At 45.0% G+C, this 17,836-nt stretch carries 16 protein-coding genes; 10 read left to right on the forward strand and 6 right to left on the reverse strand.

Annotated features, from left to right (window positions below):
- Nucleotides 1-2 precede the first annotated feature (2 nt).
- The 3 genes from uhpB to uhpT form a co-directional block, all read right to left on the reverse strand.
- The gene (uhpB, locus tag ACTS60_RS10560) at nt 3-1,502 is read right to left on the reverse strand and encodes a signal transduction histidine-protein kinase/phosphatase UhpB (protein WP_440888179.1); all 1,500 of its coding nucleotides are present in this window, start codon (nt 1,500-1,502) and stop codon (nt 3-5) included.
- Nucleotides 1,502-2,110: a transcriptional regulator UhpA gene (uhpA, locus tag ACTS60_RS10565; protein WP_440888180.1), complete on the reverse strand. Its 609-nt coding sequence runs from the start codon at nt 2,108-2,110 to the stop codon at nt 1,502-1,504. Before uhpA ends, uhpB begins: the two co-directional genes overlap by 1 nt.
- 185 nt (nt 2,111-2,295) lie before the next feature.
- Nucleotides 2,296-3,693 (reverse strand): hexose-6-phosphate:phosphate antiporter, encoded by a 1,398-nt coding sequence (uhpT, locus tag ACTS60_RS10570; RefSeq protein WP_440888181.1) that lies wholly within the window; start codon nt 3,691-3,693, stop codon nt 2,296-2,298.
- Nucleotides 3,694-4,077: 384 nt separating this feature from the next.
- Here uhpT and ACTS60_RS10575 point away from each other — a divergent pair, with 384 nt between their 5' ends.
- From ACTS60_RS10575 to ACTS60_RS10595, 5 genes are all read left to right on the forward strand, one after another.
- The gene (locus ACTS60_RS10575) at nt 4,078-5,076 is read left to right on the forward strand and encodes a helix-turn-helix domain-containing protein (protein ID WP_440888182.1); all 999 of its coding nucleotides are present in this window, start codon (nt 4,078-4,080) and stop codon (nt 5,074-5,076) included.
- Nucleotides 5,077-5,325: 249 nt separating this feature from the next.
- A complete protein-coding gene (locus ACTS60_RS10580; RefSeq protein WP_440888183.1) occupies nt 5,326-6,657 on the forward strand; it encodes an amidohydrolase family protein in 1,332 nt (443 codons plus the stop codon).
- 80 nt (nt 6,658-6,737) lie between these two features.
- Nucleotides 6,738-7,370 (forward strand): DUF3299 domain-containing protein, encoded by a 633-nt coding sequence (locus ACTS60_RS10585; RefSeq protein ID WP_440888184.1) that lies wholly within the window; start codon nt 6,738-6,740, stop codon nt 7,368-7,370.
- A 114-nt stretch (nt 7,371-7,484) separates the two neighbouring features.
- Nucleotides 7,485-8,711 carry a carbohydrate porin gene (locus ACTS60_RS10590; protein ID WP_440888185.1) on the forward strand — a complete coding sequence of 409 codons (1,227 nt, stop codon included), beginning with the start codon at nt 7,485-7,487 and terminating at the stop codon, nt 8,709-8,711.
- Between the two features lie 99 nt (nt 8,712-8,810).
- Nucleotides 8,811-9,029 (forward strand): DUF6500 family protein, encoded by a 219-nt coding sequence (locus tag ACTS60_RS10595; RefSeq protein ID WP_440888186.1) that lies wholly within the window; start codon nt 8,811-8,813, stop codon nt 9,027-9,029.
- A 68-nt stretch (nt 9,030-9,097) separates the two neighbouring features.
- On the opposite strand, the gene ACTS60_RS10600 is transcribed toward ACTS60_RS10595, so the two are convergent.
- Together ACTS60_RS10600 and ACTS60_RS10605 are read right to left on the reverse strand one after the other, a co-directional pair.
- A complete protein-coding gene (locus ACTS60_RS10600; RefSeq protein WP_440888187.1) occupies nt 9,098-10,801 on the reverse strand; it encodes an FAD-dependent oxidoreductase in 1,704 nt (567 codons plus the stop codon).
- A 71-nt stretch (nt 10,802-10,872) separates the two neighbouring features.
- Complete coding sequence (locus ACTS60_RS10605; RefSeq protein ID WP_005498909.1) at nt 10,873-11,058, reverse strand: YgaP family membrane protein; 186 nt, start codon at nt 11,056-11,058, stop codon at nt 10,873-10,875.
- Nucleotides 11,059-11,236: 178 nt separating this feature from the next.
- Here ACTS60_RS10605 and ACTS60_RS10610 point away from each other — a divergent pair, with 178 nt between their 5' ends.
- The 5 genes from ACTS60_RS10610 to ACTS60_RS10630 are packed head-to-tail and all read left to right on the forward strand — an operon-like array spanning nt 11,237 to nt 16,851.
- Nucleotides 11,237-11,545 (forward strand): metalloregulator ArsR/SmtB family transcription factor, encoded by a 309-nt coding sequence (locus ACTS60_RS10610; RefSeq protein WP_440888188.1) that lies wholly within the window; start codon nt 11,237-11,239, stop codon nt 11,543-11,545.
- A 28-nt stretch (nt 11,546-11,573) separates the two neighbouring features.
- Nucleotides 11,574-11,993, forward strand: a complete 420-nt coding sequence (locus tag ACTS60_RS10615) for a YeeE/YedE family protein (RefSeq protein WP_440888189.1) — start codon at nt 11,574-11,576, stop codon at nt 11,991-11,993.
- A 10-nt stretch (nt 11,994-12,003) separates the two neighbouring features.
- Complete coding sequence (locus tag ACTS60_RS10620) at nt 12,004-12,462, forward strand: DUF6691 family protein (protein WP_440888190.1); 459 nt, start codon at nt 12,004-12,006, stop codon at nt 12,460-12,462.
- Nucleotides 12,463-12,490: 28 nt separating this feature from the next.
- Nucleotides 12,491-15,799 (forward strand): efflux RND transporter permease subunit, encoded by a 3,309-nt coding sequence (locus tag ACTS60_RS10625; protein ID WP_440888191.1) that lies wholly within the window; start codon nt 12,491-12,493, stop codon nt 15,797-15,799.
- On the forward strand, nt 15,796-16,851 hold the full coding sequence (locus ACTS60_RS10630) for an efflux RND transporter periplasmic adaptor subunit (RefSeq protein ID WP_440888192.1): 1,056 nt from the start codon (nt 15,796-15,798) through the stop codon (nt 16,849-16,851). Before ACTS60_RS10625 ends, ACTS60_RS10630 begins: the two co-directional genes overlap by 4 nt.
- A 91-nt stretch (nt 16,852-16,942) precedes the next feature.
- Here ACTS60_RS10630 and ACTS60_RS10635 read toward each other — a convergent pair whose 3' ends face one another.
- Nucleotides 16,943-17,809: an endonuclease/exonuclease/phosphatase family protein gene (locus ACTS60_RS10635; protein WP_440888193.1), complete on the reverse strand. Its 867-nt coding sequence runs from the start codon at nt 17,807-17,809 to the stop codon at nt 16,943-16,945.
- Between the last annotated feature and the right edge of the window lie 27 nt (nt 17,810-17,836).

The raw sequence follows: 17,836 nt of genomic DNA on the forward strand, positions 1-17,836 counted from the left end.
CGTTACACCTTAGGTAATGTAATGGCGATTTGTGTGCCATCCACATGATCGTTCAAAGAGTAGATATACATTTTTCCGCCAAGCGCTTGCACGCGTTCTTGCATACCGCGAACGCCCATGCCTTTCATGCAGTCTTCGGTTTTAAAACCACTGCCGTTGTCTGCAATGTTTAACGATAGGTCGTCTTCAATGGACAAAGCGATAACGATTGATGTCGCATTGGCGTATTTGGCTGCGTTGTTTAATGCTTCCTGACATAGACGGAATAGGGTGACTTTTAATGTGTCACTTAGAGATTCGTAATCGCCCTGCCAATCAAGCACAACATGCGTACCGTGATTGTCGAACTCCATCTCACGTGTTAATTGGTGAACGGATTCCTTCAAGTCCAAATCATCGAGCATTTTCGGGCGTAGTTTGCTCAGCAGATGTTTGGTGGTGTCATAAACATTGAGTGACAGGTTCTCGATCATGTCGGCACAACGAGTATTCATTTCCACGTTATCTACACGTTTTATGATGCTGGCTTGGGTACGAATTGCTGTGATGTTCTGACCGATTTCATCATGCAACTCTCTTGCAACGTCTCGGCGTACCGACTCTTCTGCCTGAATGAGTTGGCGAGACAAGGTTTGGTTTCTTGACAATTCACCACGAAGCTTTTGGTTTAGATCTTTTTGTTTCTGTACGGCTAACCCAAGCATGATACCTGTTAAGGTCTGTGCCGAAAGCGACAAGAGAAGATCGGTGATCTCTAGATTCGATACACCACTTCGCGCAGCAATCAGGGCGATACTGTTTAACATTGTTGCGAGAAGCGCACCTTGCCAGCCATAGCGTAGAGCAAGCACAATAATTGGGATCGCCATACAGAAAGGCGCGAAGCGTTTTAGTTCATCCGGTAAGCTGGTTTGAATCAAAATACTGCCAATCAACAGTATTGCGTACAAAAGGATGGGGCGGACTTTGAACTCAACATTATTTGCCAGTAAATTCGATGTTAGTGGTGACCAAGGGCTCTGGAACAGATAGTTCCAAAGTAGGTAACACATTGGCAGAACCAACAAACCGCCAGCAATGCTCGCCAACCATGCCATGTAGACAGACTGAACATGATAGCCAACCGCAAGCACGTTAATGCAAGACGTTACGAGCAACACCACTGCCATAACAGCTAAATGCTGATTCTGATCGCCTTTGTAATAACGCTTAGCAAGGTAAACCACTGGCATACTTAATACGCTAGCAACCAATACCATCAACCACTGAGGTTGCTCAAGCAGCAAAGCCAACGCAACCGTTAATCCCCATTCGGCGAGATAAATCGTTGCCCAATACTTTGTGCGTGTGTGCAGTGTTAATCCTAAACGCAACGCGAATGGGAACAGCAAGATCGCTAGCTCCGCATCGTTGACAAAGTAATAGGCGATCACCCACAGACAGAACCACGAGCATCCTGTCATGAATAAACCGCAAATGGAGGTGATGGTGTAGCTACGCATTAAAACGACTCTTGCGAGAACAGTTTGGCGAGCTCAACGTTGTTCTTTACGCCGAGTTTATCCATCGCGTTTGCACGGTGAACGTGAACGGTTTTATGGCTTAAGCCAAGCTCAGTGGCGGCGGCTTTTACGTCAAGACCGCGAGCGAGTAACTGACATACTTCGTTTTCTCGACGAGTGAGTTGAGTAAGTGTTGTGGCTTTATCACTAGGTGTTGCTAACTTCAATGCGATGTCGGGTGTCAAATAACAACCGCCGGATGCACTGGTTCTTACCGCTTGAATTAATTCATCTGGGCTACAACGTTTACTCAAGTAACCTTTGGCACCGAGTTTGAGTGACTTTTCTACCATTGCGGGAGAGTCATGTACGCTTAGCATGACACAAGCAATGCCGGAAGGAATTTCGGAGAGTAGGGTAAGCCCACTTTCGTCTGCCATCGAAATATCTAGGATAACCACGTTTGGCTTGCATGCAGGTAATCCCACTCGAGCTTCTGCTACCGAGCTAAATTCACCTACAATATTCATGTCTGTTTCAAGGCTCAACAATTGAGCAAATCCAGAACGAACAATGACATGGTCATCAACAAGCGCTACGTTAATCATCTTAAATACCAAACTTTAGCAATACACAAACGAAAATGAGCTCATTACCAATTGGCGCGAGATAGGAGACAATCCTTTGGCACCTTTGATATAGAGAGCTCAATAAAAAAAGCTACAATGATACTAAATTGCACCGGTTTATTTAATGATCTAGCGCGCTTTGACTAACAAAGCGCGCTGGTTGATTAAGCTTGGTTTTCTGCGAGTTCAAGCTTCTTCTTGTTTTGTCGAATCTTTTTCTCTTCCGCGATTGCAACGAAAGCAAGCAAAACAATACAAATCATTGCTGAGGTATCTAGGGCAGCGAACGTGCCTTTCCAGCCGGTTAGACCAAAGATTGGCGTACCGTCGGCAATCATACCAAGACCTAGTTTCGCGAAGCTGTCACCAATTAGGTAAGCGAATGTGCCTTTTACGCCATCTGCCACACTGATTGCTTTCTTAGGAACAAAGCCAACCGCAGCAACACCGATAAGAAGTTGAGGCCCAAACACTAGGAAGCCAAGAACAAATAGCGACGCTAGGTACATGAACTCGCTAGTTGCGTGTTGGTAGAACTCAAGCGATACAATGATCAAACCTAAAGAAACACAAGCCACTAGCGCACGGCGACCGTTTGCAAGGTCAGATAAGTAACCCCACATCAAAGTACCCACAAGCGCACCCACTTCGAATAGGGTAAAGCCAGAGATTGCGGCTTCTTTTGATAGACCAAGTTCTTGGTATGCGTAAACCGTTGACCATTGGTCGATACCGATACGCACGATGTAAAGGAAGATGTTTGCAAAGCAAAGTAGCCAGATCACTTTGTTTTTCAGAACGTATTCAACAAAGATCTCTTTCTTAGTCATTTGACTTTCTTCAGCCGCTTCGTCTTCTTCGCTGACTGCTTCATCAAATAGCTCTTCTACTTTTCCTAGTCCGTATGCTTCTGGAGAGTCGTTACCATAGCGCATACCGATGAAACCAACGATGATCGCAATGATAGAAGGGAACACGAACATGCCGATTACGTGACCATCGAACAGGTAGTTGGCACCAAATAGAGCCACACCAGCAGCACCTGCACCACCTACGTTGTGCGACATGTTCCAAAGACCTAGGTAAGAACCACGCTTGTTACGCGGCGTCCACTTGGTGATGGTTGAATAACTAGAAGGACCACCAGTACTTTGGAAGAAACCACTCAGTGCGTAGAACGCTACCATCAAGAACAAGCTCGCGCTGCCACCGCCCATGCTGAAGCTAAAACCAAGCATTGCCAGACCAGAAAGGATAAGCATGAAAGGAAGGAACTGCTTGGTGTTCTTACCATCGGCGTAGTAGGAAACCACGGTCTTACCGATACCGTAAGTGATCGAGAAACCTAGACCAATCAAACCTAGATCTGTCATCGACAAACCGTAAGTAGAAATCATGTCGTTTTGTGCGACGTTGAAGTTTTTACGGATCAGGTACATGGTCAAGTAACCAATGAATACCACTAGGTAAGATTGGATAAATGGTTTGAACCACATTTTTCTACGCGCTTCGACTGGAAGGTCTAGGGTAGGCTTCCGGACTTGTTCAAGGAATTTTAACATCGTGAACTCTCTTGTATTAGTGTGATGCACTTGCGTGCTCGCTTTCTTTTAACTGTTGGCGATTGTAGAGAGTCCGCTTTTGGACCACATGAGAGGAGGGCTTAGATCGGCTAGGAAAAATTCCTAGAAAACTACGAATGAGTGAGAAAGCGTGAAAAATGTCACATTCACAGTTCTATAAATAGAGTTTTTCAATCTAGAAATACGCATGCGTGGCGTGAATTGGCAAGCATTCGAGCGTGTGGGAAGCTATGTTGAACCTCAATATAAATTCACATCAACTAAGAGTGAGTCATTTCTCAATATGACTCAGCGCTGTAATGACAACCACGAAGTTTGTGCATAAACTAGAATAATTCTCGGTATTTTAAGATGATAGCTTGCATGCCCAATACAGATATTCCTTTGGTTCACTCGGAAGAAGTAAAGCTTTTTGCCACTATGCTCAAAGAACTTGATGGTGATATTCACTCTTTACTTGAAACCGCACGCATGCCACAAGATATTCTGTCTCAGAAATCGCTTGATACATTCGTTCCTGAGAGCGCATTAAAGTTCGTTTTCGAAACACTAGGAGAGAGGACTTCTCCAGAGAAGTTTGCGTTGCTCACTTGGACGCTTTGTCACGATATTTACGTTCCTCGATTTGCTAATCAAATTACTCAAACTGAGTCGTTAAAAGCGGCATTAGAAGACGTTTCCCAACTACTCAAACAGATTTCAGACAACGTGAGTATTTCCGTACAGTCAAGTGGCGGCAAATGGTGGCTCGTCAGAGAAAAGCAAAAAGCGGAGAGAGGGTGGTTTCGTTATGCCGAGATGTTTTCTGCCATGTTCATGAATGAACTGTTGAAGAAGTTGGTCGGTACGCAATGGAGGCTGGCAGAAGTCGGTATTCAGGATTTAGAAGCAGAGCCTTTTCATCGCCTACCAGGAATGAAAAGTGCACAATTTTATACTGGACGTCCCGTTACGGCAATCTCCATCCCCAATGAGTTGATTGATAAGCCAATTGTCTTTATTCCGTCACCAACTGCTCTAAATACAGTAGCTCGAAGTTGTGATGATAAGTTCAGCGATGCTCTGGCAAGGGCGCTTATGCCTTATCTCTCTATGGGAAAAATCTCTATCCAGTTTGCAGGTGAACTGATTGATATGAATGCTCGAACTATTCAAAGGCGCTTGGCGAACGAAAATACGACTTATCGTGAGGTCATTGAAGGTTTAATACTCAAACAAACGCTAGAACTTTTGGCGGACCTTGACCTCAGCATTACACACATCGCATTAAAAACGGGCTATTCCGATTCAGCTCACTTCACACGCGCATTCAAGCGGATGATGAATATCACCCCTAAAGCTTACCGCCAGTCTTTGTCTTAACTTGAAACATATAAAGCCGCTGATTTATTGGGGCTTTCGTGTTAACTCACATTTCTACACAATCTACGTATGTTGTCATCTAAAGGCAATTAAATGACCTTGAAGTTCGCCATTATGGCTTCTATGTTTTGAGTGTAAGTCTACGGTTTCATATGTATTTTTTTGAAATCGACTGCCTCATAACACCGTTGTTCTCGAAAGAGAAGTTATGGGAATGGACCCCACATATCCAAAAACATAGGTGTAATAATGACAATTTCTAAGAAGAGTCTTTCTTTACTTGCGCTTTCTTGTGCGTTTGCCCTAAATGCCAATGCAGCGTCGACGTTATTTACTAATGTCGATGTCTTCAATGGTAAGGATGAAAAGTTACTGCAGAACCAAAATGTACTGGTTGTCGATAACTTGATTAAAGAAATTTCCGCGAAACCAATTAAAACCAATAAACAAACGACCACAATTAATGGTGAAGGTCTAACCATGATCCCCGGCCTCATTGATATGCACTCTCATATGTGTATTCAAGAAGGCATGTTGGTTGGTCGTGATGGTTATGACCAAATGGCGATGGGCGCACGTGCGCATGTTTCTATGATGCAGTATTTAGATCAAGGTTTTACTACGGCTCGTGATGCAGGCTGTAACATTCTTGGCATGGCGAAAGCGATCAATAACGGTTTGCTGGAAGGGCCGCGACTTTTCCCTGCGGGCGGTTTTTTAAGTCAAACTGGTGGTCACGCGGATACCGGTAGCTTTAATGATGTTCCTGGACGTGTTGATGATCTCGAACGTCATGGCTTCGGTTATATTGTTGATGGCGAAACGGAAGCGCGCCGCGCTGCACGTCAAAACCTGCGTTCAGGTGCGACTCAAATCAAGATCATGGCTGGTGGAGGTGTGGCGAGCGAGTTTGATCCTATCCACACAACGCAATTCTCTAAAGAAGAAATGGAAGCGATTGTGGGTGTCGCGGAAGATTACGGCACGTATGTGATGGCCCATGCTTATCATGACCGTTCGGTTAATCGCGCGATTGATGCTGGCGTTAAAGTTATAGAGCATAACTTCCTTATTTCGGAACAGACGATTAAGCGCATGAAAGAGAAGGGCGTGGCACTTTCTGCTCAAGCGGTAATGTCTCTAGAAGCATTTGCAGAGCCGGAAAAGATCACTTTCTTCAGTCCGGATCAAAAAGCCAAAGCGACCAAAGTAAACGAAGGCGCGAAACAAATGTTTGAATGGGCACGTAAATACGACCTATTGATTGTAACGGGCGGCGATATGTTCGGTCCGGCTTATAATACACGCCAAGCAGACAATATGGTTTGGATGGAAAAAGTCGGGTTTACACCGTATCAGATCATGAAGATGGGCACATCGAACGCAGCGGAAGTATTGAGTTGGTCGGGCGGTATGAACCCTTATAAATACGGAAAACTAGGCGTTGTAGAGCCAGGTGCTTACGCTGATGTGGTGCTGGTGGAAGGGAATCCTCTGCAAGACATCACAGTTCTTAACGATTACGAAGATAAATTCAAAGTAATTATGAAAGACGGCAAGATCCACAAGAACACCTTGTAGTAAACTCTTTCGACTATTTGGGGACACAGGTTGTCCCCAAATTTTTCTCAAAAAGACAAAGAACCTATTCAAGGGAACGTATGAAGAAGTACCTATTGGCTGGCTTAGTGTTGCTAGCTTCATCAAATGTATCGGCCGATCAACTAAGCTGGGAGCAATTGCTGCCAGTGAATGTTCCTCAAATTGAAGACCCATTTGTAAAACTCACCGATCAACAGCTGTTCGAACTTGGTTCTCTTGCAAGGTATCGTGATTCTCAAAACCTCAATGAGCAACAGAAGCAAACGATGAAAGAGCTGGAAGACAGCTTGAAAGCGGACGACTTAGATATTGAATGGCTGTTTGCAAAACGCAAAGAAATTACCGAGTATCGACGTATGCTAGCGTCGACGCCTAATAAAACGCTAACAGAAGAAACCTATGAAATTCCTGGTTTTGTAACGCCTGTAGAATTTAACAATGACGTTGTCACAAAATTCTTCCTTGTTCCAACAATGGGGGCGTGTATCCATACCCCACCACCACCAGCAAACCAAATTGTATTGGTCGATTATCCACAAGGCATAAAGCTCACCTCTCTTTATGAACCTATTTGGGTAAAAGGGGATCTGCACATTAAAAAGACCAAAGCTGACGTCTCTTATTCGGATGGGGCTGCAAACGTAGAGACTATCTACCAAATGGATGAAGTCTCTATTCGACCTTATCAATAAGAGTCGAATACAGAAAATACATAAAGCAGTAAGCTGTCGCTTAATGGCAATTTTCTAACATCTGAATCATTAAACTCTTGTTGTATACATCAAGAGTTTAATGAGAAGCCAGATATGAAAGTAACTGTTCCAAAGCTAAGTTTTATTGCTATTTCGCTTTTATTCGCCTCATCGGTACAAGGGGCTAATTTCGGTAGCCCCAATTCGGTAGACAATACCATTACAGAAAATACTCGCGAAAAACGCTCATCGCGTGAGTTATTAGCGAAAGAACATAATGTTACTTTCGGTCTGGATTACCAAGCGCTTGGCTTAACGGCTTCGGATCCTCAAAGTGGTGGAGAAGATACCGCAAGTGCAGGCGTAGCGCGTTTTTATGGTAGTTGGAACCTAGTTGGTCTTAAATCGGGTAATACGGGCGGATTGGTATGGAAAGTAGAACATCGCCATGCCTACAACGAATTGTCGCCAAAAGACTTTAGTTTTATCGGAAATGGGCTAGGTTATGCAGGGATGATTGGTTCTGCATATAGTGACCAAGGTACACGTTTAACTAACCTTTACTGGCAACAGCAATTAAATAGTGGAAAAACCGCGTTCATGGTCGGCTTCTTAGATGCGAGTGACTATGTCGATACATATGCGTTAGCGAGTCCTTGGACAAGTTTTACTAACCTGGCTTTCAGTACAGGAGGAGGGGCAATTGGTCTGCCTGATGACGGTATTCTCGGCTTAGCCGTCGGTCACATGCTGACAGATAACTTCTATATGGTTGCTGGTGTAGCTGATGGAAAAGGGCGTTCAGACAAGCCTTTTGATGGTTTCGACACCTTATTCAACGATCATAAATTGTTTACGACGTTCGAACTGGGTTGGACGGCTTCGCAAGATCAAATCTATACCGATAACGTCCACCTAACGGCGTGGCATTTGGATGGTGATACGCAGCATAACCTGACAAACAAAGACAGCGGGCAGGGGGTTAACTTCTCGGCAAGTTACTTTGCAACAGAGCAATTAATGCCATTTATTCGTGGTGGTTTCTCTGAAGGTGATGTGGCACTTTATGAACGCTCTCTAACAGTGGGGATTGGTTACTTTGGTCTTGGTAAGCCAACCAACAACCTCGGTTTCGCGGTTAACTGGAGCCATGTTAACGATAATCTAGAACACGCTTATGGTGTGGATGACTCTGAACAATTCACTGCCGAGCTTTACTACAACATGCAGTTGAACGACTACATTCAAATCACACCGGATATTCAGTACATCAAAGACCCTGCATTTTCGAACAAAAGTAGCACTTGGGTGTTAGGTCTGCGCGCGAGAATATTCATCTAGATGATTATGTTTATTTGCCTTACTATTAATAACTGTATATAAATACAGTCATTCTGTTTTTGGGTTAATTTTGCTTCGGCAAGGAGAAAAGGAAAGGCAATGAACATCGCGTTAAGAAACAAAATCATTCAGGTGTGTAAGAAGAAAATAGGTCAGAAAGGAGACAATGTGGGTGTGTCCTTTTATGCCTTTTTCGCCAATAAGAATGACAACCCAGAGTTATTGATGGAAGCAGCAACCTGGTGGATTCAAACTCATCAACTCGACCACTTCGAAAAAGCGACTAAGATTATTCATTTAGTCGAATCCGAGATGTAAAAAGGGACACATTACGTGCCCCTTTTTTTATTTAGATATTTAGATATTTAGATATTTAGTATCAGAGATTAAGCTTTTGCGAACTTGTAAGTACGGTAACCACCAAGCAGGTTACGTGCTTTAAAGCCTGAGTTTACAAGTTGACGATAAGCAACGTTACCGCGTAACCCTACTTGACAGTAAATCACGATCTCTTTGTCTTTTGGGAGTTCATTCATGCGTTGACGTAATTGGTCGACAGGAATATTGAGCGTGCCCTCTATAAAGCCAACGGATTCCAATTCTCCCGGGTTACGTACATCAAGCAGCACTTGGTCATCTGACAGGTTGTCGATTTGATCAAAGTGAATTGCAGTAGCGTCACCTTTCATTATGTTGCTAGCAACAAAAGCGGCTTGGTTAATCACGTCTTTTGCAGAACCATACGGTGGTGCGTAAGTTAGCTCTAGATGCTGAAGCTGTTCTACGGTCATCCCGGCACGTTGAGCTACGGCCATTACGTCGATTCGTTTGTCGATACCGTCTTTACCTACGGCTTGTGCACCAAGGATCTTGCCAGTTTCCGGGTCAAACAACATTTTGAATGATACAGTTTCTGAACCAGGGTAGTAGCTAGCATGGCTTGCTGCGTGTACATACACTTTTTCATAAGCGATGTTTTCACGTTTTAGTTGTTTCTCATTTTTACCGGTAGAAGCCACTGCCAAATCAAAAATCTTACAGATCGCAGTGCCTTGTGTGCCTTGGTAAGCTTCTTGACGACCAAGCATGTTGTCTGCAGCCATACGACCTTGACGGTTTGCTGGGCCTGCTAATGGAACCAGCGTTTGTTCACCAGTTATGAAGTCTTTCTCTTCGACTGCATCACCAACCGCATAGATTGAAGGATCGCTAGTTTGCATGTATTCGTTGGTGTAGATACCACCTAGGGCGCCAATTTGTAGACCCGCTTCTTGCGCGAGTTTTGTCTCAGGACGCACACCAATCGCCATGATCAGGATATCGGTATCTAACACATCACCGTTATTGAGCGATAGAGTTAGCTTACCTTGAAGGTGTTGGTGTTCATCGTCTTCACCTGCTTCAGAATTTGCTACAGATTGGTTAGCAACGTATTCGACCGAAGAAAGGGCAACGCCTAAACGCAAGTCGATGCCTTTTTCTCGTATCTCGGCATGAGCGAAGCCGGCCATCTCGCGGTCTACTGGCGTCATCACTTGATCCGCCATTTCAATTAATGTGGTTTTTACGCCAAGCTGGTGGAATGCTTCCATCATTTCTAAGCCAATAAAACCTCCACCAACAACCGTGGCATGTTCAACCTTGTTAGTCTCAATTGTCTTGATGATGCGATCCATATCAGGGATGTTACGCAGAGAATGTGTCAGTGGGTTATCGATGCCCGGAATAGGCGGCACAACTGGACCTGCGCCAGGGCTCAATAGAAGAACATCGTAGCTTTCTTGATATTCAGAACCATCAAGTAAGTTCTTTACGGTTACGCTATTGTCTTGGCGATTAATAGAAACCACTTCGTTCATCACGCGAACGTCGACGTTAAAGCGTGCTAAAAAGCTTTCTGGCGTTTGTAGTAGTAACTTACTGCGTTCTTGGATATCGCCGCCGATGTGATAAGGCAAGCCACAGTTGGCAAATGAAACGAACGGGCCACGTTCAAACATGATGATTTCGGCATCTTCACTCAGACGACGAGCACGCGCCGCCGCAGATGCACCACCTGCAACACCACCGACGATTAAGATCTTAGTCATTTTTAACTCCAAGTTTTAGGGCGAGCTGACGTTTCACGAATAGCCAGTGTGAAAGGTCACTACGCTCTAGATTATCTAAAACCAAATTTCTTTAAAAAATAAGCAGCAGGACAGATTCCCGTGTAAGCACTTTGAATAAGATTAACGCCGATAAACACGGTGAACCAAATGAAGTTACTATGAACGAACACGGTTAGTATGACCGAAATCAAAACCATTGTGCCTGCAAAAACTCGTACTGCATTTTCTAACGTCATAACTCTTCTCCTTCGTACTCTCAAACTGAGAACGCCATCCTTTGATGTTCATCACTATAATTAACTAAATTAGGAATGTCTAATGTTAATTTACCTAAATTCATATTTGCTAATTTAGTGTTGACTAAATGCATTATTTTAGTAATATCTAATTTAGCTTTTAATGTAGAGGTGAGTCATGAGCTATACAGATATGGATGTAGCAGCAATGAAAGGCAATGCCAATGAAGCTGCTGATCTCCTAAAAGTAATGGCACATCCGGAAAGGTTAATGGTGTTGTGCCAACTGACCCAAGGTGAAGTTGGTGTTGGGGAGCTGCAAAAGAACTCGCTCCTTAGCCAATCCGCCTTTTCACAGCACTTAACGGTGCTTCGCAAACACAAATTGATCACGGCTCGTAAGGCATCACAGCAAGTGTTTTATTCGTTGTCAGAACCGAGAGTTGAATCATTAATCAAAGCGCTTCATGGCGTTTTCTGTAACTAATTCGTAGCTAAGATTTTAGAGGTAAATAATGTTAAACGTTATTCCATGGGAATCGTTGTTTGGTGGAATTTTGTTAGGGGTTTCCGCCACTATATTGTTGTTGGTTAACGGTAAAATTGCCGGAATCAGTGGAATTATGAATGGCATTATGTCACCGAAAAAAGGCGATTATTCGTGGCGATTGCTTTTTGCGGTTGGAATGATAGCTGGTGGCTTGATTAGCGTTCTGATGTTGGGCATTGCGGTTCCTAGTACCTCAAACCTTTCTTTAGGGATGGTGATTGCCGCTGGTTTATTGGTAGGAATCGGGACCAGACTGGGTAATGGATGTACTAGCGGACACGGTATTTGTGGCATGGGCCGTTTGTCTAAGCGTTCTATTGTGGCGACCTGTGTATTTATGGCCGTCGCTGGCCTAACGGTATTCGTTCGACTTCACCTAGTTTAAGAGAGATTCCATGAACAAGACTATTTTCCGTTTTTCTGCTCTTTTGAGCGGTGTGTTATTCGGTATGGGCATGGCGGTGTCTGGCATGATCGACCCAGCTAAAGTCATTGGATTTTTAGATATTTCTGGCCGTTGGGATCCAAGTTTGGCTTTTGTGATGGGCGGCGCACTCGCGGTATTCATGCCAAGCTATTTTTTAATCATCAAGCCGAGAAAACAATCAGTTAGCGGTGAAGCGTTTTGCACACCAACCAATAAGAACATCGACGGACGTTTGTTATCTGGTGCGGCGATCTTTGGTTTAGGTTGGGGTTTGGCAGGTATTTGCCCTGGCCCTGCAGTTGCGAGTTTGGCATTAGGCAACGTGAGCATTGTGGTGTTCTTCGTTGCGATGTTAGTTGGATCTCTGTTCGCGAAAGCGATCATTACTAACCGTAATGCGAAGAAGATGAAAACCACGAACGCGTAAACAATCAATCTGATATGGAGGGGAAAGGATGCCCGACAAACTAAAGCGAAGTTTTGTTCAGTCTGTGATGAACAGCTTTTTCCCTCCAATCATGATTTTACTCGCGCTTGTGGTCGGTGCAGCGGCCTTGAGGTTGACCCCGAAAGAGGAAGACCCGCAAATTGTTGTGCCGATGGCGGATGTATTGATATCGGCTCCCGGACTAAGCGCTTCTCAAGTCGAAAATCAAATCACTGAACCATTAGAAAAGCTTGTTAGCCAAATTGACGGTGTGGAATACGTTTATTCCTCGTCAATAGAAGGTGCTGCGCAGGTAATCGTTCGTTTCTATGTCGGTGAAAACCGCGAAGATGCACTGGTTAAGCTTTACAATAAACTCTACTCCAACCAAGACAAAGTTCCTCCTTCTGCCACCAACTGGCTTGTAAAGCCTATTGAAATCGACGATGTAGCTATTGTTGTTGCGGCAATTTATTCCACAAACCCAGATATTCTCGATCGTTATCAATTGAGACGTATTGCTGACCAAGCCACATTAGGCATTAAATCATTGGATGCCACCAACAAGGTGGAAGTGATTGGCGGTGAGCCGAGAAAAATTCAGATAGAGCTCGATTCTGTTGCGATGGCAAACTTCAAAGTGACCATCGATGATCTCGAACAGGCCATTAAGCTCAGTAATAGCAAAATCCAAGGCAAGAGTGTTCGCGTAAATGGGCAAAATTACACATTGGAGTCGGGACGGTTTCTGACCAACGCCAAAGAGGTTGGCGATGTTGTTATCGCGGTACTCAATGGCAAACCCGTTTATTTAAAAGATGTCGCGCGTATTTACGACGGTGAAGGTGAGGCAACATCCGATACTTGGTATCGCGATAAAAACCACGATGAAGCATACCCAGCGGTGTTCATTTCTGTCGCTAAACAAAAAGGCTCTAACGCGGTTAACGTCGCTCAGTCTGTTCGGGATAAACTGGTGGAGCTTCAATCCGAGCAGTTTCCTCCGCAAGTACAAGTTGAAGTCATTCGGGACTATGGCGAAACGGCGAACGCAAAAGTAAACAATTTGGTATCAAGCCTTGGTATTTCGATTCTAACTGTCGTGGTGTTTGTTGGTTTGTTCTTGAACTGGCGAAGTGCATTGGTGGTTGGCATCGCGATTCCAATTAGCTATGGTGCCGCGCTTGGTATGGACTTAGCTTTTGGTTATTCCATCAACCGAGTCACGCTATTTGCATTGATTTTGGCGCTAGGTTTGATCGTGGACGACCCGATCGCCAGTATCGATAACATTGAACGCTACCTCAAACGAAAAAATCTCACGCGAACCAATGCGATTGTTCTCGCCATGGCAGAAATTCGTAGCGCCTTGCTAATGTCGACGGTCGCGATTGTGATCGTGTTTACGCCGATGTTTTTTATCACTGGGATGATGGGGCCTTATATGGCACCACTGGCGTTCAACGTTCCGATCAGCGTTATCTTTAGTACCGTTGTCGCGTTTATGATCACGCCTTGGCTTGCTAAGAGCCTACTCAGAGGTGCTGAGAAAAACGGCCACTATGACATTCAATCCTCGCCGATGTATCGTTTGTATCGTGGAGTGTTGATTCCGTTACTTGAAAGTCGCAAGAAAGCGTGGCTTTTCCTTGGTTTGATTGCCTTGTTGTTCGTCTTGGCAGTATTGTTGCCAGCACTTCGCTTAGTTCCACTTAAGTTGCTGCCTTATGACAATAAGAACGAGTTCCAATTAGTATTAAACATGCCAGAGTCTTCAAGCTTTGTGGATACCTCCAACGCGCTGTCGAGCTTTACGGACTATTTAATGACGGTGCCGGAAGTGACAAGTGTGTCGGGCTTTGCGGGCACCGCTTCCCCAATGGATTTCAACGGCATGGTGCGGCACTACTTTATGCGTAGCGAACCCTACCAAGGCGAGCTTCGAGTCGTTCTTGCAGAGAAGAATCGCCGCGCAATGCAATCACACGAGCTGGTGACACGACTCAGGGCGGATTTAGAGCAGATTGCAGATAAGTTTGACGCTGACGTGCAGTTAGTCGAAGTACCGCCAGGCCCGCCTGTAATCGCCACCATTACAGCAGAAGTTTACGGTGACGAAGCGACATCATATGAAGATCTGATGAGCCAAGCAGAGAAAGTCGCGGATAGGCTTCGCAAAGAACAGTTGGTTTCTGAGGTGGATACCAGCATCCAAGGTGATTTAGAAACGTGGCAATTCATCGTTGATCAAGAAAAAGCGGCGCTGTCCGGTGTTTCTGTTGCTGATATCAATAACACGCTTATTACCGCCGCGAACGCCAAAGTGCTCGGTTATATCGCCGATCCAAGAGAAGTTGATCCACTACCTATCGAAGTGCAGCTCCGACGCGAAGACAGAGATAACCTGAATCAACTAGAGCAGCTTTATGTGCGAGGCCGTCCGGGCATTGCAAAAGTAGAATCCAATGGGGCGGTTGTGGATGCTCCTCAGCCTATCGTGCAGTTGTCTGAAGTCGGCCATTTTGTAAAACGCGCAGCGGACAAACCGATTTTCCACAAAAACCTCAAGCCTGTTGTGTATGTCTACGCCGAGGTAGTTGGGCGTGTGCCGGGTGAAGTGATTGCCGATGTGATGGCTGACCAAGATACGACTCACGCGGAAGATGCGCATCGTCACTGGCAAGAGCGCACGTACTTGAGCAATGGCGCAGGTATCACTTGGAGCGTGCCTGACAACATCGAAGTGGTTTGGAGTGGTGAAGGGGAATGGAAAATCACAGTGGACGTATTCCGTGATTTGGGCATTGCTTATGGCGCGGCGCTGCTTGGCGTATTTGTGGTGATGTTGATTCAAACAGGTTTACCTGCGGTATCGGGCATCATCATGCTGGCGATACCACTGACCGTGATTGGGATTATGCCGGGGTTCTGGATTTTGAATGTGTTAAGCAGTGATATCGGTAATTACCCGAATCCAGCTCTGTTCACGGCGACCGCGATGATCGGCATGATTGCGCTAGCTGGGATTGTGGTGCGTAACTCTCTCGTTTTGATTGAATTTGTTCAGCAATCGCTGGCTGAAGGTCGTAGCTTACATGATGCATTGATTGAATCTGGTGTTGTTCGTATGCGGCCAATATTGCTGACTGCGGGTACAACGTTACTGGGTAACGTAGTGATTACGTTAGACCCAATTTTTAACGGTTTGGCTTGGGCAATCATATTCGGTATTACCGCCTCGACCATCTTTACACTGCTTGTGGTTCCGGTGGTTTACAACCTTGCATACCAAAACACCAAAGGACATGGATTACCTCAGATGGAGGAAGAGCAATGAAATTAGATACCAAATGGTTAGGCGTGATTCTGTTTGCCATACTCGCGCTTCTTTTTCTCTATATGGCTGGATTTTTTACAGAAAAACTGCCGACAGAACATGATGTAAGAACCAACCAGATTGACGTAAATAACGTAGAGACACATAAACTGATGTTAACCAGTGAACCTGTTGTTCGAGAGTTTCCGGGCGTTGTCGTTGCAGAGCAGCATGCCGATATCGCAGCACGGTTAACTGCATCGGTGATGGAAGTATTGGTGAAGGTTGGCGATAGAGTGAAGCAAGGAGATGTGTTGGCGCGGCTAGAAAGCGATGATCTCGACGCGCGAGTTCGTCAAAGTGAGCAGGCTTTATCATCTGCACAAGCGCAGCTCAATACGGCGAGAAAGGAGTTTTCTCGTGTCAGAGCGCTTTTAAACAAAAAGCTGATCCCTCAATCGCAATTTGACCAAGCGGAAAGCACGTTGCAAACCGCGCAAGCCAACTTCAATAAAGCGCAGGCAGCGGTCTCTGAGGCGGAAACGACCTTTGGTTACAGCATTATTACTGCACCATTTGATGGCTTGATCACGCAAAAGCCCATTAACAAAGGTGATACCGCGACGCCGGGTGCTTTGCTTTTATCTATGTACAATCCAAACTCGTTAGAAATTGAGGTGAATTTTGCTGAGTCGGTTATGCCTTATGTGACTTACGATAAAGAAGTGGACATTGTTTTTCCGTCTTACAACCTAAATGCGCAAGCGGTGGTAAAAGAAGTAACGCCGTCGGCAGATGCCAACTCGCGCAGTTATGCCGTAAAGCTTCAATTTGAGCCGCCAAGGGCTATCTATCCAGGTACATACGCCAAAGTCACGTTGACCTTGACCGACGATGTCGTACTTCGCGTGCCAAAAGAGGCGGTTTACCAAGTTGGCCAATTGGACTATGTAAAAGTGTTGCAAGGCAGGGGGGAGGTAGAAACTCGGCTAATTCAGCTTGGAGAGTTGGGGAGAGTGCGAACGGGTTTGAAGCAGGGGGACGTAGTGCTGCTAAATCCAGGAGCGCTTTGATAGAACGGTTTCTCTCGTTCACTAATCAAACATCTTTCTAACAAACAACAACATAAAATAGCCCAGCATGATGCTGGGCCATTTTGTTCGTTCAGTTAAGCGTTAAAGTTGTGCTTACGGGGCAATGGTCGCTCAGCTTATAGTCGAGCACATCTTGTGTTTTGAAAACGGTTTGAACACCAGGCGACGCTTTTAAATCACCACTGACAATAATGTGGTCTATCACTGAGCGGAATTGGTGGGTTTTATTCGGGTTTCGATTAGAACGCACCTTACATTCCGCTTCGGTGTTTTTGGTCACTAGCTTTGCATCGGTATTGCCCGATAGCACTTCCCATAACCAATCTCCTCGATAACCCAAATTGTGGTTAAAGTCGCCAAGCACCACATATTGTTGTTTGCTCTTCTCGCGCGCTTTTATCCACTTGGCTAGTGCCTGTCCCTGTTGTTTCACTATCTTACAATCACGGTTGTTACGATACCCGCCACTGCAACCCGCTTTTAGGTGCACAGAGAGTAAGTGAGTCTCGTTATCTTGGTTTGGATTCAAAACAAGGTAGCTCGCGAAGCGTAGCTTGCTGTTGCCTCGGGTGATAGAAAAGTCTGGCTGGTCCAACACGCTCACACCATTACGTACCGCGAAACCAGTGTATTGATTGGTGTCATTGAACTGAAGGTGTCGGTTAGACGCATTCGCTCGATCGGAAAGATAAATAGTGAAGTCATTGCCAACGGCTCTTTGGACAGCAGTGACACTCTCGACTTCTTGAAAAGCGAGAATGTCGGCTTGTGTTTTATCCACATAGTAGTTCAGTTTTTCAAAATCTTGTGATGTTCTTGACACTTTTCCACCATCTATAGATAACCATTCAATATTCCAGCTGGTTAATTTGATTGAATTTTGAGCAAATGAAAAAGAACTAAAAAGTAATATCGTCGTAACAAAAAGTGATCGCATTTTGGTCTGTTGCACTCCTCTTTTTTA

This window comes from Vibrio sp. WZ-1 (assembly GCF_052037695.1).
Lineage (GTDB): Bacteria > Pseudomonadota > Gammaproteobacteria > Enterobacterales > Vibrionaceae > Vibrio.